The following is a 19491-nucleotide window of genomic DNA, read 5'->3' as shown; positions in this document are numbered from 1 at the left end:
GACGGGCATCTTCCATGGCCGAGAGCAACACGGACACCAAATCCTCCAACCAGATGTGGGGTGGGCGCTTCGCCTCCGGCCCGGACGCGATCATGGAGGAGATAAATGCCTCGATCGGTTTCGACAAGAAGCTATTCGCACAGGATATCCGCGGTTCGGTCGCCCATGCGACGATGCTCGCCCATCAGGGGATCATTTCGTCGGACGATAAGGACAAGATCGTTCACGGGCTAAACACGATCCTGTCAGAAATCGAAAGCGGCAATTTCGAATTCTCGCGCCGGCTCGAAGACATCCACATGAACATCGAAGCGCGCCTGGCGACGCTGATCGGACCGGCGGCCGGCCGGCTGCACACCGCTCGCTCGCGCAACGACCAGGTGGCGCTCGACTTCCGCCTCTGGGTGAAGGAAGAGCTGCAGAAAACCGAGCGGATGCTGACCGGCCTGATCGCCGCCTTCCTCGACCGCGCCGAGGAACATGCCGAAAGCGTCATGCCGGGCTTCACCCACCTGCAGACCGCCCAGCCGGTCACTTTCGGCCATCACTGCATGGCCTATGTCGAAATGTTCGGGCGCGACCGCTCGCGTGTACGCCACGCCATCGAGCACCTGGACGAAAGCCCGATCGGCGCTGCTGCGCTGGCCGGCACCGGTTATCCGATCGATCGCCACATGACCGCCAAGGCGCTCGGTTTCCGCGAGCCGACCCGCAACTCCATCGACACAGTCTCCGACCGCGACTTCGCCATCGAGTTCCTGTCGATCGCCGCGATTGCAGGCATGCACCTGTCGCGCCTGGCGGAAGAGATCGTCATCTGGTCGACGCCGCAGTTCGGCTTCGTGCGCCTGTCCGACGCCTTCTCGACCGGTTCCTCCATCATGCCGCAGAAGAAGAACCCTGACGCAGCCGAACTGGTGCGCGCCAAGACCGGCCGCATCAACGGCTCGCTGATTGCGCTGCTGACGATCATGAAGGGCCTGCCGCTCGCCTATTCCAAGGACATGCAGGAAGACAAGGAACAGGTCTTCGACGCGGCCGAGAGCCTGGAGCTGGCAATCGCCGCCATGACCGGCATGGTGCGCGACATGACCGTCAACACCGCGCGCATGAAGGCTGCCGCCGGCTCGGGCTTCTCGACGGCGACCGACCTTGCCGATTGGCTGGTGCGCGAAGCGGGCCTGCCCTTCCGCGATGCCCATCACGTCACCGGCCGCGCCGTGGCGCTGGCCGAAAGCAAGGGCTGCGACCTGGCCGAGCTGTCGCTGTCCGACCTGCAGGCGATCCATTCCGCGATCACCGACAAGGTCTATGACGTATTGACGGTCGAGGCATCCGTCGCCAGCCGCAAGAGCTTCGGCGGCACGGCGCCCTCCGAGGTGCGCAAGCAGATCTCCTTCTGGCGCGCCCGCAACTGAGGAATGCCGGGCGTGGCGAAAGCCGCCTCGCCCCTCGCGCAAGGCCGGCAGGACCGTCCAACAATCAGGGTGCACAAGGCGGATAAACTTCGCTATGAAGATCCCCGTCATTCGAAATGAATGATGTCCGCCATATCTCGTACAAGAGGATATCCATGCAGAAGAGCTTGCCGCACCTCATCCGCCTGACGGCGGTGCTCGCCGTCATCGGCCTTGCCGTTGCCGGATGCGGACGCAAAGGCGACCTCGATCCGCCGAGTGCTGCGGCAACGAAGGAAGGCGACGTTTCGAAACCGACGAAACAGCCGGGCACTGTCGACAAGCCCTTCCTTCTTGACCCTCTTCTTTAAGGCGCACATCCCGTGAACCATTTCGATTATCGCGACGGCATCCTTCACGCCGAGAACGTCCCCGTTCCCGAGATCGCCAAGGCGGTCGGCACGCCCTTTTACGTCTATTCCACCGCGACGCTGGAACGCCATTACCGCGTCTTCTCCGAAGCCTTCGCCGATGTCGACTCCATGGTCTGCTACGCGATGAAGGCGAATTCGAACCAGGCGGTGCTGAAGACGCTCGGCCGCCTCGGCGCCGGCATCGACGTCGTCTCGGAAGGCGAGCTGCGCCGCGCGCTTGCCGCCGGCATTCCGGCGGACCGCATCATGTTTTCGGGTGTCGGCAAGACGCCGCAGGAGATGGATTTTGCCCTTGAGGCCGGCATCTACTGCTTCAACGTCGAATCCGAACCGGAGCTCGAGATCCTCAACCAGCGCGCCGTCAGCGCCGGCAAGAAAGCGCCGGTCTCCTTCCGCATCAACCCGGATGTCGACGCGAAGACGCATTCGAAGATCTCGACCGGCAAGAAGGAAAACAAGTTCGGCATCTCCTGGGAGCGCGCCCGCGCCATCTATGCCCATGCCGCCAAGCTGCCGGGCATCGAAGTCACCGGCATCGACATGCACATCGGCAGCCAGATCACCGAGCTGCAGCCCTTCGACGATGCCTTCAAGCTGCTCAGCGACCTCGTCGCGACGCTACGCGCCGACGGCCACACCATTCACCACGTCGATATCGGCGGCGGCCTCGGCGTCCCCTATAAGGACGACAACAATCCGCCGCCGCTTCCCGATGCCTATGCGGCGATCGTCAAGAACCAGCTGCGCGGCCTGAACTGCAAGATCATCACCGAGCCCGGCCGCCTAATCGTCGGCAATGCCGGCATCCTCGTGACCGAAGTCCTCTATGTGAAGGACGGCGGCGAAAAGACCTTCGTCATCGTCGATGGCGCGATGAACGATCTCATCCGCCCGACCCTCTATGAGGCCTATCACGAGATCCGCCCGGTCACGATCTCGGCGGCCAATGCCCCGCGCATCCGCGCCGACGTCGTCGGCCCCGTCTGCGAGACCGGCGATTATCTGGCGCTCGACCGTGAAATGGCGATGCCGAAGCCCGGCGATCTGATCGCCGTCAGCACCGCCGGCGCCTATGGCGCGGTGCAGGCAGGCACCTATAACAGCCGCCTGCTGGTGCCCGAAGTTCTGGTCAAGGGCAGCGATTTCCATACGATTCGCCCGCGCAGAACCTACGCCGAACTGATCGGTCTCGATTCAGTTCCGGCCTGGCTCGACTGACAAGGCCATCACTTTTTGGCGAACAAACGTGAAAAGCCGGTATTACCGGCCGCTCGCCCTCGCCTTCGCCACAAAGAGTGTTATCCTTGTCAATCATGAGCGTATTGCCCCGCAATCGCCGGAAGCGCCCTCTGTATCAGAACGCCAGATCGCGGAGACCGGACCGATGACAAGCCCTACGAGGCAGAAGAAAGGTGCATTCGCGCTCCGCCCCTCGCTTGCCCGGCTGGTAACGACGAAGCGCCTGCTGGCGCGCATCGTGCTCTTCTTCGAGCAGCTGCTGCCGCCGCTGATGCCGGTCCTCTCGGTCATCGCTTTTTATCTTTCCGCGTCCTGGTTCGGCCTCTTCCGCAGCGTGCCGGACTGGATGCGCATCCTGCTGCTGATCGCTTTCGCCGCCGCTTTCCTCGTTTCGCTCGTCCCCTTCCGCAATCTGCGCTGGCCCAAGGTCGCCGAAGCGGACCGCATGCTGGAAGAGCGCAATGGCCTGCCGCACCAGCCGGTCACCGTCCAGGAAGACGATCCGGCCTTCGATACGCCGTTCGCCCGGGCGCTTTGGCGCGAGCACCAGGCGCGCATGGCCGAGAAGATCGCCGCCCTCGATGCCGGCATGCCGAGACCCGATATCGCCGCGCATGACCGCTTCGCCCTTCGCGCCATTCCGGCACTGCTTGTCGTCACAGCCTTCGGCTATTCGCTGTCGATCAACGGCGGCTCGGTGGGCGACGCCCTGCAGGCGGCCCCCGAACAGGTGACGGTCGATCCGGCGGTGCGCATCGACGCCTGGGTGACGCCGCCCTCCTATACCGGCCGTGCGCCGGTTTATCTCACAGCCGACGGCAGCGAGCAGGCGGCGATCGGCATTCCGCAATTTTCGGGCCTCACCGTGCGCGTCAGCGGCGGAAAGACGGCCGAGAAAGTTGTTTTCCGTAGGGCGAACGGCGAGGCGCGAGATATCCCCGTGCAGGGAGACACAAAGGCGCAGCAGGCAGCGGCGCCCGCCGTGGAGCAGCCGGCGACCGGCGCACCGGCCAACAATGCCCTCGTCGCGCAGACGCATGTGATGAAGCTCGAGGAAAACGGCGCGCTCGAGGTTAATGGCCGCCGCTGGAGCTTCGACGTGCTGCCCGACAAGGCGCCGGAAATCGCCTTCGACGGCATGCCGAAGCCGAGCGTCAACGGCGCGCTCGAAATCGGCTTCACCGTCAAGGACGATTACGGCGTTCAGGAGGCCCATGCGGAAATCGTGCCGGTCGAAGCCGATCCGACGGCGACGCCGCTCTACCCGCTGCCGGAATACCGGCTGGATATCCCCCGCCGCAACGCCCGCGACGCCAAGGGCGTGACCAGCCGAAACCTGACCGAACATCCGCTTGCCGGCAAGCGCGTGCGCATCACCCTCGTCGCCAAGGATGCCGCCGGCCAGACCGGCCGCAGCCCGCCCTATGACATGATCCTGCCCTCGCGGCCCTTCAACGAGCCACTTGCCGCGGCCGTTGCAGAGGAACGACAGGTCTTCGCGCTCGACACGCGCAAGATGCCGCAGGCAATCGCGCTGAACGAGGCGCTGACCATTCGTCCTGAGGAGACCATTCCCAAGCTCACCAATTATCTGCTGCTGGAATCCGCCTTGGCCCGCATGAAGCTCGCAAAAACCGAGGATGCGCTGAAGGATACGGCTCAATATCTCTGGGAAATCGCGCTTGGCATGGAGGATGGTGATCTTTCGCTGGCCGAACGCAAGCTGCGCGAAGCCCAGCAGAAGCTTGCCGATGCCTTGAACCGCAATGCGTCCGACGAGGAGATCAAGAAGCTGATGGACGAGCTGCGCAAGGCGATGCAGGATTACATGACCGAGCTTGCCCAGCGCATGCAGAACGCCCCGATGCAGCCGAACCAGAATGCCCAGAATATCCTGCGCCAGCAGGATCTGGAACGGATGATGGACCAGATCGAGAATCTCGCCCGCTCCGGCAATCGCGACGCGGCCCAGCAGATGCTCTCGGAATTGCAGCGCATGATGAACAACCTGCAGGCCGGCCGGCCGCAGCGGGGTCAGCAGGGCCAGGAAAACAGCGAAGCCCGCAAGCAGATCGACAAGCTCGGCGAGATCCTGCGCGACCAGCAGAAGCTGATGGAAGAGACCTTCCGCCTCGATCAGCAGCTCAAGGATCGCATGCAGCGCGGCGAATCCGATATGGGCGAGAACGACCCGCTCCTCGACCAGATGACCCCGGGCGAGAACGGCGAGCCGCAGGACCAGCAGCAAGGTCAGCAAGGCGAGGGCCAGCAACCTTCCGACCAGATGACGGCCGAGCAGCTGAGGGAGGCGCTGAAACAGCTGCGCGCCCAGCAGGATGCGCTCGGCAAGCAGCTAGGCGAATTGCAGAAGAAACTCGGCGAAATGGGCATGAAGCCCGGCCCGGGCTTCGGCCAGGCCCAACGCGAGATGGACGGCGCCGGCCGCGAGCTCGGCCAGGGCCGCGGCGACACGGCCGTCGAAAACCAGGGCCGCGCGCTGGAAGCCCTTCGCCAGGGCGCCCGCGACATGATGAACCAGATGATGCAGGCGCAGCGGGGCCAGCAGGGACAGGGCCCGAACGGGCAGGTCGGCCAGGGCGATCAGAACGGCCGCGACCCGCTCGGACGGCCACGCATGAGCAAGGGCTATATCGACGACGACGGCGTGAAGGTGCCCGACGAAATCGACGTCCAGCGGGCGCGCGAAATCCTCGACGCGATTCGCGAAAAGCTCGGCAACAATCCGCCGCAGGAGATGGAGCGGCGATATCTCGAACGGCTTCTGGATATCCAGTAGGCCTGCGTCATCAAGCAAAGGATATCAGGTTTTGACGCGCGTAACCCCGGAAATCCCAAGCGATTTCCGGGGTTACGCGTGAATTCCGAGGAATGAAAATGCGTTAAGCGACGAGCGCCCGGGCGACAGCCTTGCGTATATCGGGAAGCGCGAAGGGCTTGGAGACGACGTCGATGATCTTTTCCGCGAGGTCGTCGGCGCGCTCGCGCTGTTCGGCATAGCCGGTCATCAGCAGGATCTTCAAAGCAGGAAAAGCGTCCTTTGCCTGATGGGCGAGCTCGATGCCGTCCATCACGGGCATGCGGATATCCGACAGCAGCAGATCGTAGACCCCGTCCTTCAGCTTCTCCAGCCCTTCGGCGCCGTCGGCGGCTTCATCGGTCTCGTGACCGTCGAGCCGCAAGGCCCGGGCTACGAAAGACCGCAGGGAGTCCTCGTCTTCCGTAATCAGAATTCTTGCCATATGTGCATTGCTCCGTCTTCAGCCCCGCGACGGAAATCACCAGACTTTCCTTTTCGATCGGTAAAGATGGCGAAGCGATGAACGGAATGGTTAACAACCCGTCTCGGGCGACAGCACAGCGCCGCGCGTCTTTTCAGACGTGCGAAGGCGCTGCGGTGCTCCCGATAATTCAGGCGTCGCCGGTAACCACGCCGACGAAGGGCAATTCGCGAAAGGCATAAGCGACATCCATGCCATAGCCGACGACGAAATAGTCGGGGCATTCGAAGCCGACATAATCGGCTTCCAGCTTTTCCTTGCGCTTGACGCGCTTGTCGAGCAGCACGGCGATCGTGACGTTGCGTGCGCCGCGCTCGAAGAGCAGCTCCTTGGCAAAAAGCAGCGTCCGGCCGGATTCGAGGATATCGTCGATCAAAAGCACGTCGCGGCCGTGCACGTCGCTGTCGATATCCTTGACGATGCGCACGCCCTGGGAAACGGTGCCGCTGCCGTAGCTCGACAGCGTGATGAACTCGACCTCCGGAGCAAGCCCGGTGTCATGCAGGGCGCGGATCAGGTCCGCGGCGAAGATGAAGGAGCCCTTGAGTACCGCGATGACGAGCAGGTCCTTGGTCGGACCGTTGGCGATCTCCCGCGCCATCGAATGATTGCGCTCGGCGATCTGCTCGGCGGTGAAGAGCGGCTCGATGTTTTTTCCGCGCACGACAGGCATAAGGGCTTGCTCCATGAAAAGAAGGGTAAGCCGTTAGCACATATGCGAGCCTGAAACAGCCTCGCTCGGCATGAAATTAACGCGATTCATGCAGACTTGCGGCCGTAAGCCGGCCGTCACGCCTCCCGCGGCGCTATGGCAGAAAGGAAAGCCTGACCTCCGGCATCTTGCCGCCGGCATGCTGGACGCGGGCCGAGAAACCCCGGCTTTGGCCGGCATAGACGACGTCGGCGGGCGGTTCGATGACGATGCTTGCTGTCAGCCGTTCGTCGGTCACGAGATCGGCGCGGATCGGATGCACCGTCTGCGTGGTGCCGCTTTCGTTTTCGATGATGCCGTTGATATCAAGCACGCGCATGCCGTTGGCATCCCGCGGCGTCACGGTCACATGGGTGAAATGCAACGGCGCTCCGGAGGCGGCCCCCTCGGCGGAAAGGCCTGAAAAGCCGCCTGCAAGCCCGAAGACGAGCACGGCAAGGCCCAGCACCAAGACTGCGAAGCTGCGTAGCGACGCGCGCTGCAGCCAGGATTCCGCGCTCCGCAGAGCCGAAGCCATTATTGGTAGAAGCGTCGGCTGCGCACCGGCTGCGGCGGCCATGCGTCTGCGATTGTCGTTATAAGTCCTTGCGTTGAATTCCCTTGGCCGGACTTTGCCGACCGTGACGAACTCGGCGTCGGAAATATCGGCAGGGCGTGCCGTGCGGTATTGGCGGCGTGCGGGTTCCGGCGGCAGGAAATCATAGGCCTGGCCCGGTGTCCGGCGGCTGAAGGAGGATGCTTCCATGGTGGCTGCCTCGCAGATGTCCACATGGTTTCGATGCCGGTCGAAATCTTGGCATTGAAACGAATCCTCCTCAGTCGTAAATTTTAATGGTTAATGCTTCGCAAAGATTGCCATCAAACGGGCGTCTTTCCGGCAAAATTTACCGGCTGTTAACGGTGTTGGTTAACAAGTCGCGCGGTGAAACCAAGAACAGACTGAGCTGCCCGTTGATCCACTTCGAGAATGTCGGTTTGCGCTATGGCATGGGCCCGGAAATCCTCCGGGACCTGACCTTCGACATTCCGAAGAAATCCTTTCAGTTCCTGACGGGCCCATCGGGCGCCGGCAAGACGTCGCTGCTCAGGCTGCTCTTCATGTCGCTGCAGCCGACGCGCGGCCTGATCCGCATGTTCGGGCGCGACATTTCCGAAATCCCCCGCCCCGAACTGCCGCTGCTGCGCCGCCGCGTCGGCATCGTCTTCCAGGATTTCCGCCTCCTCGACCATCTCACCACCTATGAGAATGTCGCTTTGCCCTTACGGGTGCGGGGCAAGGAGGAGAGCTCCTACAAGACCGACGTCATCGAACTCCTGAAATGGGTCGGTCTCGGCGAACGCATCAACGTCCTGCCGCCCGTGCTTTCCGGCGGGGAAAAGCAGCGTGCCGCGATCGCCAGGGCGCTGATGGACCGGCCGGAAGTGCTGCTCGCCGACGAGCCGACCGGCAATGTCGACCCACCCATGGCACGGCGCCTGCTCAATCTTTTCCTTGAGCTCAACCGGCTCGGCACCGCCGTGGTGATCGCCACTCACGATCTGGCGCTAATGGAGCAAGTGGAAGCCCGCCGTATGATCCTTTCGGGAGGGCACCTCGATATCTATGACTGAGCCCCCATCCAGAGACCGAGACAAGGCGCCGGCGCAAAACCAGCAGAAACGGCCGGAAATGCGCGTGCGCCCGACGGCGCCGATCCTGCCGCCTTCCAACATCCAGGGCAACGCCCTGATGGTGGTCATATCGATCATGGCTTTCCTCGCCTGCCTGACGCTCGGCGGCGTCAGCATGGTGCGCTCGACCGCGGCAAGCTGGGAGAGCCAGATTTCCCGCGAGATCACCATCCAGATCAAGCCGGACGACAATCTCGACATGGAAAAGGCGCTGGCGCAGGCACGCGATCTCGCTTTGACCTTCGTCGGCACCAAGAGCGGCCAGATCGTCGACGAGGCGGCCACCGCTCGCCTGCTGGAACCCTGGCTCGGCCCGGGTCTCGATCTCAAGGATCTGCCCGTTCCCCGCCTCGTCGTCATCACCATCGACGAGAGCAATCCGCCGGATTTCGATGCGATGAGGGGATTGCTCAAGGAGAGCATCCCGCAGGCGAGCCTCGACGACCACCGCACCTGGGTCGACCGGCTGGTCTCCATGGCGCATACGACGGTGCTGATCGGCACCGGCATCCTCCTGCTGGTCTTCTCGGCAATGGTGCTGACCGTCGTCTTCGCCACGCGCGGCGCGCTGTCGGGCAACCGCCACATCGTCGAAGTGCTGCATTTCGTCGGCGCCGAAAGCTCCTTCGTCGCCACCGAATTCCAGAAGCATTTCCTGAAGATCAGCCTCAAGGGCTCAGCGATCGGCAGCGCGCTTGCCGCGCTCTTCTTCGCCACGGCCGGCTTCTGGCAGAGCCGCACGCTGGCGACCCCTGAAACCGACCAGGCGACGGCACTTTTCGGCACCTTTTCCGTTGGCGTGCTCGGTTATGCCGGCATCTTCGCGACGATGATCGTCATCGCGCTGCTCACGACTTTCACCGCGCGGCTGACCGTCATGCGGACGATCTACGAAATCGATACATTGCGTTCGGACCCGACACGGACTGACGGCATCGCAAGTTGATCGCAACCATGCCGTTTTGTCATGTCAGCGTCTGTTCTGCGCCGCAATCAGCGTATAATCACGATTCATGACCATGGGCCATACGACACGCAACCCGATTCGGCAGGACCCGGAGCTTCAGCGCCCGGCGGGTCTGCCGCCGCGGCGCGGCCCCATCCGCCGCCTGCTGCGCTGGGGCGGCTTTGCCTGCGTGCTGGCGATCGCCCTGGTGTTCGGCGGCTTCCTGCGTTTTGCCGACTCGGTGACGACGCTGAAGCCGCCCGCCGAACCCAAGGCGGATGCGATCGTGGTGCTGACCGGCGGCTATCAGCGCATCGACCAAGCCGTGGAATTGCTGCAGAAGGGCGCCGGCAAACGGCTACTGATCTCGGGCGTCCACCCGACGACGACGCCGGCGCAGATCCGCAGGATGACGCAGGGCTCGGCCGATCTCTTCTCCTGCTGCGTCGATATTGGCCACGATGCCATCGACACGATCGGCAATGCCGAGGAGGCCTCCAACTGGATCCATGCGAGGGGATACAGGAGCGTCCTCGTCGTCACCAACAATTACCACATGCCGCGCAGCCTCGCCGAACTCTCCTATGTCGATCCCGACATCGAGTTCATCCCCTATCCCGTCGTCAATTCGGATTTGAAGACCCGCAACTGGTTTACCGATCCGAACGCGATGCGCGTCATGCTCGCCGAATATGTAAAGGTGCTCCTGGCCGGCGCCCGCAACATTACCGGCTTCGGCCGCCACACCGGGCTGCGCTCGGCCAGCGTCTCCGCCGCCGACTGAGGCCTGACCTAAAATGAATCCTGTTCTGGGGCATCATCAAACGCTTTTTATGATGGGCAATATCGTGTAGGCCGGTCGCGTGAGCATGCCTCGGGAAAATTTCATGATCGCCCTGCGTTCCATCCTCTTCAACACGATCTTCTATGCCAACCTCATCATCCGGATGATCGTGCTCTCGCCCTATTATTTCGTGGTGCCGCGTCTGACCGCCTATGAAATCCCGAAAAACTGGGCGCGCTCCAATCACTGGCTGATGCGCGTGATCGTCGGCACGACCTTCGAGATCGAGGGCTTGGAGAACCTGCCAGACGGCAGCTACATCCTGGCGCCGAAGCATCAATCCTTCTGGGATACTTATGCGCTGCTGCCCCGGCTCAAGGACCCGGTCTACATCCTGAAGCGCGAGCTGATGTGGATTCCGCTCTTCGGCTGGTATGCCAAGAAGCAGCGCATGATCCCGGTCGATCGCGGCGCCCGCGGCAAGGTGATGGTGGAAGTGCTGAAACGCACGAAGGAAGAGCTTGCCACCGGCCGCCAGCTCATCATCTATCCCGAGGGCACCCGTCGTCCGCCGGGCGCGGAGCCGGTCTATAAATACGGCATCGCCCGCATGTACCGCGACCTTGGCATCCCCGTGGTGCCGATCGCCATGCATCCCGGCCTCTTCTGGCCGCGGCGGAGCATCCGCCGTTATCCCGGCCATTTCAAGGTGAGGATCCTGCCGCCGATCATGCCGGGCATGGATCCGGACGCCTTTTTCGCACACCTGATCGAAGTCACGGAACGAGCGAGCGACGAGCTTCTCATCGATACCGTCGAACGCAACCCGCACCTGCCCTTGCCGCCGACGGCAGTCAAAAGGCTGGCCGAACTGCGCAAGCTGAACGCTGCCATGGCGTGATTAAAGCATGTTGCGCAAAAGTGTGCTGCGGTTTTGCGATAACGACATGCGAGAAAATAAAGACCTAAAGCGCGGGAAGCGAATCTGAAAGATCGCGACGTGCTTTAGGCGGCGCGCAGCCGCTCCACTTCGTCGACGACCTGTTCCAGCCAATGGTCCCGGATGCCCATCTGCTTCAGATGCGCGAGCGTATTGAAGACATAGGCATCGTTCGGGCCGGATTGCCCCTTGGCCTCGTTCACCACCCGCGCCGCCGCAAGCGCGTCGAGCGTACCGGCATATTGCTCATGGCCGCGATCGGCGATGTAGGTCACCGCCTCCACCCTGCGGCCGCCGGCAAACTGCAATCGCACCCGGCGTTCCAGATAGACGTTGGTGACGAGCTCGCGGGCGCGCAGATAATCGATCACCTCGTCCCATTTGTCAGGCGCAATGCGGAACGCCATGCCGCGGCAGGCGCCGCCCCTGTCGAGGCCGAGAACGAGGCCCGGATTGTCGCGCGTGCCGCGATGGACGAAGGAGCGCACACAAAGTGAACGCCTGTAACCATGCACCAGAGCTTCTGCCCGTTCTAGGAACTCGAAGCCCGGATTCCACATCAGCGAGCCGTAGCCAAACACCCAAAATTCGTCCATATCGCACGCCAGACCGGAATCACTTTGCGATTCACCATTGGAGAACATCATGGCAGCGTCAAGCCGATCCGGCAGCGGCGAATCTGGCAGTAGCAAGAAATTCTGGTTGCTGGGCGGCGCCATTCTCCTGGCGATCGCGATTTATACCGGCGGCTGGTTCTATGCGGCATCGGCGCTGAAGACGACGGTGCTGCAAGCGATCGCGCCGCGCGACCAGGCGGGCGTCAGCGGCGAATGCGCCGATATCGAATTCCGCGGCTATCCCTTCCGCATCGGCTTGTTCTGCTCCAAGGTCGATGTTGACGACAATGTCAACGGCGTCTCTGCCACCTTCGGCGCACTGCGCTCGGCAGCCCAAGTCTATGCGCCCGGCAATATCGTCTGGGAACTCGATTCGCCGGCCGAAATCCGCACGACAAACGGCCTGACGATCTCGGCGCAATGGACGAACCTCCAGGCGAGCCTCGCAACCAGGCTGAAAGGCATCGACCGCAGCTCGACGGTCATCGAGGGCCTGAAGGCGACGGCGGTTTCCTCGTTCACCGGCCAGACCGTCAACTTCGATGCGGCCCGCACCGAAATTCATCTGCGCCAGAACGGAGCCGATCTCGACGGAGCGATCTCCGTGGAGAATGCAAACACCGCGATCAAGGACTGGCCGCAGATCTTCCCGAAATTCTCCGCCAGCATCGATCTCACCGTCGCCGGCAAGGCCGGGCTGATCGACGGCAGCGATCCGAACGGCCTCAACGGCTCCGCCGGCGAGCTGCGCCGCATCGTCGCCAATATCGGCGACGGCAAGGTGATGACGCTCAGTGGCCCCTTCTCCTTTGATGAGCAGGGTTTTCTCTCCGGAAAATTCAAGCTGGAGATCGAACAGCTCGGGCCCTGGGGCGATAGCCTGAAACAGGCCTTCCCCGACATTGCATCGACCGTTAACACGGCGACGAAGCTCCTGCAGTCGCTTGCCGGCGGCAAGGACAAGGTCTCGGTCGATCTCGTCGTCGATCATGGCAACGCCACCGTCAGCGGCTTCATCCCGCTTGGCCGGATACCGCCGATCTGACAGGCTCCGCTTTCAGCCGATGTGCTTGATGAAGAAAACCTCGGGCACCGATTGCAGACCGGGCAGCTCGATGGCGCCGGTTTCGGTAAATCCGTTGCGGCGATGCCAGTCCTGAGGCCGGCTCTCGTCGCATTCGCTCGACGTCATCAGCATGCGGGCGCCCTCGGCCAGCATCGCCTCTTCCCAGGCAAGAAACAGCGCCGTGCCGACACCCAACCGGCGATAGGCAGGCTGGATGCGGATCATTTCCATATAGGGAACCCTGCCCCAGAAACGGGAGAAGCGCAGGAAGCCGACGATCTCGCCGGCCTCCCTGGCCACGAGATATTCGCCGAGCGCCACGCATCGCGATATCCATGCCTTGCCCGCATTGGCATCTTCGCGCACCAGCCAATCGATATCCGCCTGGCTCGCGCTCGCCACCTCCACCATCGCGCGGCTACTTCTTGTCCAGCGGGTGGGGGCGGCCGAAATCCGGTGCGTCGACGTCCTGGCCGGCCTGGACGATCGAGCGGCGGATGGCGCGGGTGCGGGTGAAGAGTTCGAAAATCTTGTCGCCCTCGCCCCAGCGGATCGCCCGCTGGAGATAGGCGAGATCTTCCGAGAAGCGCGCCAGCATTTCGAGGATCGCATCGCGATTGTGCAGGCAGACGTCGCGCCACATGGTCGGATCGGAGGCGGCGAGACGAGTGAAATCGCGAAAACCGGAGGCCGAATACTTGATGACTTCCGATTCCGTCACCGTCTCCAGATCGTCGGCGGTGCCGACGATGTTGTAGGCGATGATATGCGGCAGGTGCGAGACGATCGCGAGCACCTTATCATGGTGTTCCGCATCCATCTCGTCGACCTTCGAGCCGAGCGCCTGCCAAAAGCCGCGCAACCGCTTCAGCGCCATTTCGTCGGTGCCTGCGACCGGCGTGAAGATGCACCAGCGGCCTTCGAAGAGGCCGGGGAAGCCGGCATCGGGACCGGACTTTTCCGTGCCGGCCAGCGGATGGCCGGGGATGAAATGCACATTGTCAGGCATATGCGGCTGCATCTGCGCGATGACGGAAGCCTTGGTGGAGCCGACATCGGTGACGATCGCGCCCGGCTTCAGGCTCCCGGCGATTTCCTTCGCGACACTTTCCGAAGCGCCGACGGGCACCGAAACGATGATGAGGTCGGCATCCCGCACCGCCTCTGCCGAGGAGGTCGTATAGCGATCGCCGAGGCCAAGCTCTTCCGCGCGCTTCAGCGTATCGGCGCTGCGCGTGGCGACGACGATCTCCTTCGTAAGCCCGAGCCGCCGGATGTCATGGGCGAGCGAAGAGCCGATCAGGCCGATGCCGATCAGCGCGATCCGGTCGAACAGCACGCTCATGCCTGACGTCCCATGAATTCGCGCAGCGTTGCGATGACGCCGCGATTGGCCTCTTCGGGACCGATGCTCATGCGCAACGCATTGGAAAAGCCGTAGCTGCGCACGGCGCGCAGGATGTAACCGCGGCTCGTCAGCAGTTCGTCGGCATCGGCCGCGCGCTTGCCGTCGATGTCGGGGAAATGGATGAGGACGAAATTGGCGACGGAGGGCGTCACTTTCAGCCCGATCGCTTCGAGAGCCTCCGTGAGCGTCTCCACCCACATCTGGTTGAAGGAGACGGCCTGCTGGACGAAAGCCTGATCGCGGATGGCCGCGGCACCCGCGGCAATCGCCGCCGCGTTCAAGTTGAACGGAGCGCGGACACGGTTGACGGCATCGACGATCTCCGCGGGCGCATACATCCAGCCGACGCGCAGCGCCGCAAGACCGTAGGCCTTCGAAAAGGTGCGGGTCATCACCACGTTGGAATTGGAAGACACGACCTCGATGCCGGCTTCGTAATCGTTGCGGCGCACATATTCGGCGTAAGCCGCATCGAGCACGAGGACGACGTGTTTCGGCAGGCTGGCCTGCAGGCGGCGGATCTCGCTGACGGGAACGTAGGTGCCTGTGGGATTGCCGGGATTGGCGATGAAGAGGATCTTCGTCCTTTCCGTCACCGCGGCAAGGATCGCGTCGACGTCGACGGTATAGTCCTTCTCCTTGACGACGACGGGCGTGGCACCCGTGCCCATGATCTGGATCTTGTAGACGAGGAAGCCGTGCTCGGTGATGATGCCTTCATCGCCCGGGCCGAGATAGACATGGCAGAGCAGACCGAGCAGTTCGTCCGAGCCGTTTCCGCAGAGGATGTTTGCCGGATTGAGGCCATGCACGGCCGCGATCGCCTCGCGCAGTTCGACTGCCTGCCCGTCGGGATAACGCCCGAGATTTTCGGCAGCCGCCTTGACCGCCTCGATCGCTTTAGGGCTGGCGCCGAGCGGCGTTTCGTTGGAGGAGAGCTTGTAGACGCGGGCAACACCCGGCGCATGTTCCTTGCCCGGCACATAGGATGCGATATCGAGAATACCGGGACGCGGAACGGGCTTGCTCATCTCAACGCTCATGGGTCGACCTTGGATTTTCCGGAAAATGACCAAGTGGCATTAAAGCGGAATGTGGTTCTTGTCGAGAGCCGGGAGCGGGCTCACCGGCTGCGCGTCGTCGGCACACCATGCGGTGCGAGAACGGGCACGAAGACGCGGCGAGACGCGCGCGCCGCTACCGGCAGCCCCTGATAGAGCCGCTTCTGCGCCTCGACGATGATGACACCCGAAAAGGCCGGCCACAGCGTCCGGCCGATCCGCTCGAAGGCGCGGCGAAGCCGCAGGATCGTCCTGAGCTTGGAAGGCGGAAAGAATAGCGCCTCGGCCGTCGCCCCAGGCGTGAAATTCGTCTCCCGCAGCAGATGCGTCAGCTGGCCGCGCGAATAGGGCCGGCCCGAACCGAAGGGTGTATGCTCCATGCGCGCCCAGACCCCACGCCGGTTCGGCACGACGATGACCAACCGCCCGCCCGGCGCAAGCACCCGCCAGAGCTCCTTCAGCGTCTCGCGCGGGCTTTCGGCGAATTCCAGCGAATGCACCATCAGCACCCGGTCGATCGAGGAATCCGGCAGCGGCAACTCCTCATCGAAAATCAGCGTCGTCGACGACAGCGAGCCCATCGGCCAGTTCACCGCACCCTGCCCGGCCGGCATGAAAGCGAAGGTGCGCTCGGTATCGGCCTGGAACCGGTCGAGGAACGGCACGGCATAACCGAGGCCGACCAGACGCTCCTGCGGCAGCCGCACCCAGAGCGAGGAGAGCGCCATGGCGATCGATTGCTCGGCAAGACGGCCGAGATCGGAATGGTAGAACTGACGTAGGTCGACGATATCGGCGTGCATTGCGATAAATGTTATCAGCGGGCGGTTGGACTTCAAGGCCGGACCCTCTACATTCCCGCAAGACTCGCATGACAAAGGATTATTTGAAGATGAAACCTTTGGAATTAGACGTTTTTCTCTGCCGTACCGATAATTTCGGCGTTCTCGTGCACGACGTGGAGACGGGCTTTACCGCGGCGATCGACGCTCCCGAGGAAGCGCCGATCCTGGAAGCGGCGACGCGCCGCGGCTGGAAGATCACCCATATCTTTACCACCCATCACCACACCGATCACGTGGCCGCCAATCTGGCGCTGAAGCAGCAATTCGGCTGCGAGATCATCGGCCCGATCAACGAGGCGGTCGCCATTCCCGGCCTCGACCGGACGATGGCCGATGGCGACAGGTTTCTCTTCGGCGACCATACGGTCAATGTCATCGAGACACCCGGCCACACCGCCGGCCACATCTGCTATCACTTCGCCGACGACAAGCTGCTCTTTGCCGCCGACACGCTGTTTGCGCTCGGCTGCGGCCGCCTGTTCGAACGCCCCGCCGCCGACATGTGGCATTCGCTGCAGAAGCTCGCCGTGCTGCCGGATGAGACCGCGATCTATTTCGGCCATGAATACACGCTCTCCAATGCCCGCTTCGCGCTGACGGTCGATCCCGACAATGAGCGTCTGAAGACCCGCGCCGCCGAGATCGAAGCCTTGCGCGCGGAAGGCAAATTCACCGTTCCGACAACACTCGGACTGGAAAAGGAAACCAACCCCTTCCTGCGCGCCGCCGATCCGGCGATCCGCCGCAACCTGATCATGGAAGGCAAGACCAACGAGGAAGTCTTTGCCGAGATTCGCAAGCGCAAGGACAATTTTTGATGTCTCCTGAGGAGATCATCCGCACGCTCGGCATGGAGCCGCATCCGGAAGGCGGCTGGTACGTGCAGACCTTCCGCGATACCTCGGGAGGCGCGCGCGGCCATTCGACGGCAATCTATTATCTGCTGACGGCGGGACAGCGCTCGCACTGGCACCGCGTCCATGACGCGGCCGAGGTCTGGCACTATTATGCCGGCGCACCGCTGGCGCTGCACCGCTCGGAAGACGGAACGACGAGCGAGACCCTGATGCTCGGAACCAGCCTTTCCGCCGGCGAGCGGCCGCAGGCGATCATTCCCGCCAACTGGTGGCAATCGGCCGAAACCTTGGGTGATTTCACCCTGGTCGGCTGCACCGTCTCGCCCGGCTTCGAATTTTCGAGCTTCGAGATGGCCCCGCCGGGCTGGAAACCCGGCGGCTGAGGCTACTGCGCCGCAACCGGCTTCACTTGGGCCTTGCGGCGGAACATTTCTTGAGCGGCGAGCACCGCCCCGCCCGTGACGAGCAGGCAGGCGAGCGCGATCCGCCAGCTCGGTTCGGCAAATCCGAACAGCGTCAGGATCAGCGTCGAAAGCAGCGGCGCGGCATAGCTCGCAGCGCCGAGGATCTGAATATCGCCGTTCTTGACGCCGTGATCCCAGGCATAGAAGGCAGCCCCGACAGGCAGGAGCCCGAGCCCGATGACGGCGATCCATTCGAAGCCCGTTTCCGGCCAGACGGTCGCCTCGAGGCCGAGATGGCAGAACAAGGACAGGATTGATGTCGCAAGGCAGAAACCGGTGACGACGTCGGTGGAGACGGCGTCGAAACGCCGCGTCAGCAGCGAATAGCCGGACCATGTGAAGGCGCAGAGGAAGGCGGCGCCATAACCAAGGGCATAGGCGCCGTCGAAATCGATGCCGTTGCGGCCGACGATGAGGAAGGTGCCGCAAAGCCCGGCAAGCGCGCCCGCCACGTGGTACCAGCGCAGCCGCTCTCCCGGCAGCAGCGCCGAGCCGACGACGATCAAGAGCGGCCAGAGATAGGCGATCAGCCCTGCCTCAACCGCCGGCGCGTTTCTGAGCGCGGTGAAATAGAGGAAATGATAACCGAAGAGCCCCGCAATGCCCGTCGCCCAGACCTTGGCCGGCTGCTTCAGCAGCGCCAGCCGTGAAGGATTGAGGATGAGCGCCAGAATGCCGGGAATACTGCCGATCGCAAAGCAGATGGCCGAGAGCTGGAACGGCGGCATCTTTCCCGAGGCCGCGGTGAGCAGCGCCAGGAACGACCACATCAGAATTGCGGTAAAACCGACCGCCGTCGCACGAAGCTTCACCTGTCCTCCTCCACGGAGGCGAAAGCTCCGTCAGCCGACGCTGCCATATTTGACGGCGGTAATCGTCACCATTCCATATTCGGTCGGAATGCGCACATAGACAGGAGCATATACATTTGCCGCATCCGACTTGGCAAACCAGATCTCCATGCGGTCGCTTTTGCTAAGATAGTCGATGTCCTTGCGGCCCTTCTTGTAGCCGGAACGCGGCACGAAGCGCACACCGCAGACGACCGCCTTGCCCTTGAAGCCGTCGGTCGAGAAATCCTCGTCGCCCTTCGGCGAGAGCACCAGGTCCATGCGCGTCTCGCCGTCGAAGATCGGCAGCGTCTGCGAACAGACCTTGGTATCCCCAGTGAAGACCAGGCCGGAGATCGGGTCGAGCACCGAGCGCATGTCGCGCGGCGTAACGTCGATCCAGTTCTTCGGCCGCTTCGGCGGTGGGGTCGTCGTCGCCGAGATGATATCGCCGTTGCGGTAGCTGACCTCGTAGACGCGGGCTTTCTTGCCTTTCTTGTAGTAGAGCGAATATTTCAGCGCCTGCAGCCGGTCGTTACGGACGACGCCGGTAACGCTGGTCTTTGCCGAGATGGTCGTGACGAGATCGGCAAGGCCTGAGGATTTGATGTCGCCGGCGATCTTGTAGCTGCGATCGTCCTCGATCTGCGTCAGGAACGCGGCGCGCGCGATCGGCAGGCCGGCAAGCGTCACCCGGTAGACCGTCCGGTGCTGGATCTCGGCGGCCGATGCCGGTATGGCAAGGAGCGCGGCAATGGCGGAAATGAAAATGCGTCTGCCCGAATGAGCCATGTGTGTAGCCTTGTCCAACCGCGCGCGGCAGCCCTTGCCGACACGCTCTATACTCCTGCCCGGAGGGGAAGAAAACAGCAGCTTTTTGACAGAATTGCGGGAAAGGCCAAGGTTTGGCTTGACGCGAGC

At 62.9% G+C, this 19491-nt stretch carries 21 protein-coding genes; 11 read left to right on the top strand and 10 right to left on the bottom strand.

Annotated elements, in window-relative coordinates:
* The first annotated feature begins 14 nt into the window (after positions 1–14).
* The 4 genes from argH (at position 15) to ATY77_RS25060 (ending at position 5867) form a co-directional block, all read left to right on the top strand.
* Positions 15–1418 (top strand): argininosuccinate lyase, encoded by a 1404-nt coding sequence (argH, locus tag ATY77_RS25075; protein WP_088689273.1) that lies wholly within the window; start codon positions 15–17, stop codon positions 1416–1418.
* A gap of 155 nt (positions 1419–1573) precedes the next feature.
* Positions 1574–1768 (top strand): lipoprotein, encoded by a 195-nt coding sequence (locus ATY77_RS25070; RefSeq protein WP_003582619.1) that lies wholly within the window; start codon positions 1574–1576, stop codon positions 1766–1768.
* Between the two features lie 12 nt (positions 1769–1780).
* Positions 1781–3049: a diaminopimelate decarboxylase gene (gene lysA, locus ATY77_RS25065; protein ID WP_088689272.1), complete on the top strand. Its 1269-nt coding sequence runs from the start codon at positions 1781–1783 to the stop codon at positions 3047–3049.
* A 166-nt stretch (positions 3050–3215) separates the two neighbouring features.
* Positions 3216–5867, top strand: a complete 2652-nt coding sequence (locus ATY77_RS25060) for a TIGR02302 family protein (protein WP_088689271.1) — start codon at positions 3216–3218, stop codon at positions 5865–5867.
* 103 nt (positions 5868–5970) lie between these two features.
* On the opposite strand, the gene ATY77_RS25055 is transcribed toward ATY77_RS25060, so the two are convergent.
* From ATY77_RS25055 to ATY77_RS25045, 3 genes are all read right to left on the bottom strand, one after another.
* Complete coding sequence (locus tag ATY77_RS25055; RefSeq protein ID WP_088689270.1) at positions 5971–6330, bottom strand: response regulator; 360 nt, start codon at positions 6328–6330, stop codon at positions 5971–5973.
* A gap of 169 nt (positions 6331–6499) precedes the next feature.
* On the bottom strand, positions 6500–7042 hold the full coding sequence (hpt, locus tag ATY77_RS25050; RefSeq protein ID WP_038691597.1) for a hypoxanthine phosphoribosyltransferase: 543 nt from the start codon (positions 7040–7042) through the stop codon (positions 6500–6502).
* 133 nt (positions 7043–7175) lie between these two features.
* Positions 7176–7826: a hypothetical protein gene (locus tag ATY77_RS25045; protein ID WP_088689334.1), complete on the bottom strand. Its 651-nt coding sequence runs from the start codon at positions 7824–7826 to the stop codon at positions 7176–7178.
* 206 nt (positions 7827–8032) lie between these two features.
* Here ATY77_RS25045 and ftsE point away from each other — a divergent pair, with 206 nt between their 5' ends.
* From ftsE to ATY77_RS25025, 4 genes are all read left to right on the top strand, one after another.
* On the top strand, positions 8033–8692 hold the full coding sequence (ftsE, locus tag ATY77_RS25040) for a cell division ATP-binding protein FtsE (RefSeq protein WP_088677654.1): 660 nt from the start codon (positions 8033–8035) through the stop codon (positions 8690–8692).
* A complete protein-coding gene (locus ATY77_RS25035) occupies positions 8685–9698 on the top strand; it encodes an ABC transporter permease (RefSeq protein WP_088689269.1) in 1014 nt (337 codons plus the stop codon). Before ftsE ends, ATY77_RS25035 begins: the two co-directional genes overlap by 8 nt.
* A gap of 67 nt (positions 9699–9765) precedes the next feature.
* On the top strand, positions 9766–10482 hold the full coding sequence (locus tag ATY77_RS25030; RefSeq protein WP_190233741.1) for a YdcF family protein: 717 nt from the start codon (positions 9766–9768) through the stop codon (positions 10480–10482).
* A gap of 103 nt (positions 10483–10585) precedes the next feature.
* Positions 10586–11383, top strand: coding sequence for a 1-acyl-sn-glycerol-3-phosphate acyltransferase (locus ATY77_RS25025; RefSeq protein WP_088689268.1), 798 nt, complete (start codon positions 10586–10588; stop codon positions 11381–11383).
* 104 nt (positions 11384–11487) lie between these two features.
* Here the strand turns inward: ATY77_RS25025 and ATY77_RS25020 are convergent, their stop codons facing one another.
* The gene (locus ATY77_RS25020) at positions 11488–12018 is read right to left on the bottom strand and encodes a gamma-glutamylcyclotransferase (RefSeq protein WP_088689333.1); all 531 of its coding nucleotides are present in this window, start codon (positions 12016–12018) and stop codon (positions 11488–11490) included.
* Between the two features lie 49 nt (positions 12019–12067).
* On the opposite strand from ATY77_RS25020, the gene ATY77_RS25015 reads away from it, so the two are divergent.
* Positions 12068–13084 carry a DUF2125 domain-containing protein gene (locus tag ATY77_RS25015; RefSeq protein WP_088689267.1) on the top strand — a complete coding sequence of 339 codons (1017 nt, stop codon included), beginning with the start codon at positions 12068–12070 and terminating at the stop codon, positions 13082–13084.
* Between the two features lie 12 nt (positions 13085–13096).
* On the opposite strand, the gene ATY77_RS25010 is transcribed toward ATY77_RS25015, so the two are convergent.
* The 4 genes from ATY77_RS25010 to ATY77_RS24995 all read right to left on the bottom strand — a co-directional run bounded on the left by ATY77_RS25010 (position 13097) and on the right by ATY77_RS24995 (position 16413).
* Positions 13097–13516 carry a GNAT family N-acetyltransferase gene (locus ATY77_RS25010; protein WP_088689266.1) on the bottom strand — a complete coding sequence of 140 codons (420 nt, stop codon included), beginning with the start codon at positions 13514–13516 and terminating at the stop codon, positions 13097–13099.
* Between the two features lie 7 nt (positions 13517–13523).
* The gene (locus ATY77_RS25005; RefSeq protein ID WP_088677648.1) at positions 13524–14450 is read right to left on the bottom strand and encodes a prephenate/arogenate dehydrogenase family protein; all 927 of its coding nucleotides are present in this window, start codon (positions 14448–14450) and stop codon (positions 13524–13526) included.
* On the bottom strand, positions 14447–15544 hold the full coding sequence (hisC, locus tag ATY77_RS25000; protein WP_190237699.1) for a histidinol-phosphate transaminase: 1098 nt from the start codon (positions 15542–15544) through the stop codon (positions 14447–14449). Before hisC ends, ATY77_RS25005 begins: the two co-directional genes overlap by 4 nt.
* Before the next feature lie 92 nt (positions 15545–15636).
* Positions 15637–16413, bottom strand: coding sequence for a class I SAM-dependent methyltransferase (locus ATY77_RS24995; protein ID WP_088689264.1), 777 nt, complete (start codon positions 16411–16413; stop codon positions 15637–15639).
* A gap of 53 nt (positions 16414–16466) precedes the next feature.
* On the opposite strand from ATY77_RS24995, the gene gloB reads away from it, so the two are divergent.
* Positions 16467–17237 (top strand): hydroxyacylglutathione hydrolase, encoded by a 771-nt coding sequence (gene gloB / locus ATY77_RS24990; protein ID WP_088689332.1) that lies wholly within the window; start codon positions 16467–16469, stop codon positions 17235–17237.
* Complete coding sequence (locus ATY77_RS24985; RefSeq protein WP_088689263.1) at positions 17237–17659, top strand: cupin domain-containing protein; 423 nt, start codon at positions 17237–17239, stop codon at positions 17657–17659. Before gloB ends, ATY77_RS24985 begins: the two co-directional genes overlap by 1 nt.
* Before the next feature lie 2 nt (positions 17660–17661).
* On the opposite strand, the gene ATY77_RS24980 is transcribed toward ATY77_RS24985, so the two are convergent.
* Positions 17662–18552 carry an EamA family transporter gene (locus ATY77_RS24980; RefSeq protein ID WP_088689262.1) on the bottom strand — a complete coding sequence of 297 codons (891 nt, stop codon included), beginning with the start codon at positions 18550–18552 and terminating at the stop codon, positions 17662–17664.
* A 30-nt stretch (positions 18553–18582) separates the two neighbouring features.
* Entirely contained in the window at positions 18583–19362 is a 780-nt protein-coding gene (locus ATY77_RS24975; RefSeq protein WP_088677643.1) for a DUF3108 domain-containing protein, read from the bottom strand.
* Between the last annotated feature and the right edge of the window lie 129 nt (positions 19363–19491).

Source organism: Rhizobium sp. R634, from assembly GCF_002211305.1.
GTDB lineage: Bacteria > Pseudomonadota > Alphaproteobacteria > Rhizobiales > Rhizobiaceae > Rhizobium.
This window is presented reverse-complemented; position numbering and strand designations above follow the sequence as displayed.

Bases quoted from the DNA above. Each gene is read 5' to 3' on its own strand.
- ATY77_RS25005 (WP_088677648.1), bottom strand. From the start codon at position 14,450: ATGAGCGTGCTGTTCGACCGGATCGCGCTGATCGGCATCGGCCTGATC.
- ATY77_RS25025 (WP_088689268.1), top strand. From the start codon at position 10,586: ATGATCGCCCTGCGTTCCATCCTCTTCAACACGATCTTCTATGCCAAC.
- ATY77_RS25045 (WP_088689334.1), bottom strand. From the start codon at position 7,826: ATGGAAGCATCCTCCTTCAGCCGCCGGACACCGGGCCAGGCCTATGAT.
- ATY77_RS25020 (WP_088689333.1), bottom strand. From the start codon at position 12,018: ATGGACGAATTTTGGGTGTTTGGCTACGGCTCGCTGATGTGGAATCCG.
- ATY77_RS24975 (WP_088677643.1), bottom strand. From the start codon at position 19,362: ATGGCTCATTCGGGCAGACGCATTTTCATTTCCGCCATTGCCGCGCTC.
- gloB (WP_088689332.1), top strand. From the start codon at position 16,467: ATGAAACCTTTGGAATTAGACGTTTTTCTCTGCCGTACCGATAATTTC.
- ATY77_RS25030 (WP_190233741.1), top strand. From the start codon at position 9,766: ATGACCATGGGCCATACGACACGCAACCCGATTCGGCAGGACCCGGAG.
- ATY77_RS25015 (WP_088689267.1), top strand. From the start codon at position 12,068: ATGGCAGCGTCAAGCCGATCCGGCAGCGGCGAATCTGGCAGTAGCAAG.
- hisC (WP_190237699.1), bottom strand. From the start codon at position 15,544: ATGAGCAAGCCCGTTCCGCGTCCCGGTATTCTCGATATCGCATCCTAT.
- ATY77_RS25010 (WP_088689266.1), bottom strand. From the start codon at position 13,516: ATGGTGGAGGTGGCGAGCGCGAGCCAGGCGGATATCGATTGGCTGGTG.
- ATY77_RS25035 (WP_088689269.1), top strand. From the start codon at position 8,685: ATGACTGAGCCCCCATCCAGAGACCGAGACAAGGCGCCGGCGCAAAAC.
- ATY77_RS25060 (WP_088689271.1), top strand. From the start codon at position 3,216: ATGACAAGCCCTACGAGGCAGAAGAAAGGTGCATTCGCGCTCCGCCCC.
- argH (WP_088689273.1), top strand. From the start codon at position 15: ATGGCCGAGAGCAACACGGACACCAAATCCTCCAACCAGATGTGGGGT.
- ATY77_RS25055 (WP_088689270.1), bottom strand. From the start codon at position 6,330: ATGGCAAGAATTCTGATTACGGAAGACGAGGACTCCCTGCGGTCTTTC.
- ATY77_RS25070 (WP_003582619.1), top strand. From the start codon at position 1,574: ATGCAGAAGAGCTTGCCGCACCTCATCCGCCTGACGGCGGTGCTCGCC.
- hpt (WP_038691597.1), bottom strand. From the start codon at position 7,042: ATGCCTGTCGTGCGCGGAAAAAACATCGAGCCGCTCTTCACCGCCGAG.
- ATY77_RS24985 (WP_088689263.1), top strand. From the start codon at position 17,237: ATGTCTCCTGAGGAGATCATCCGCACGCTCGGCATGGAGCCGCATCCG.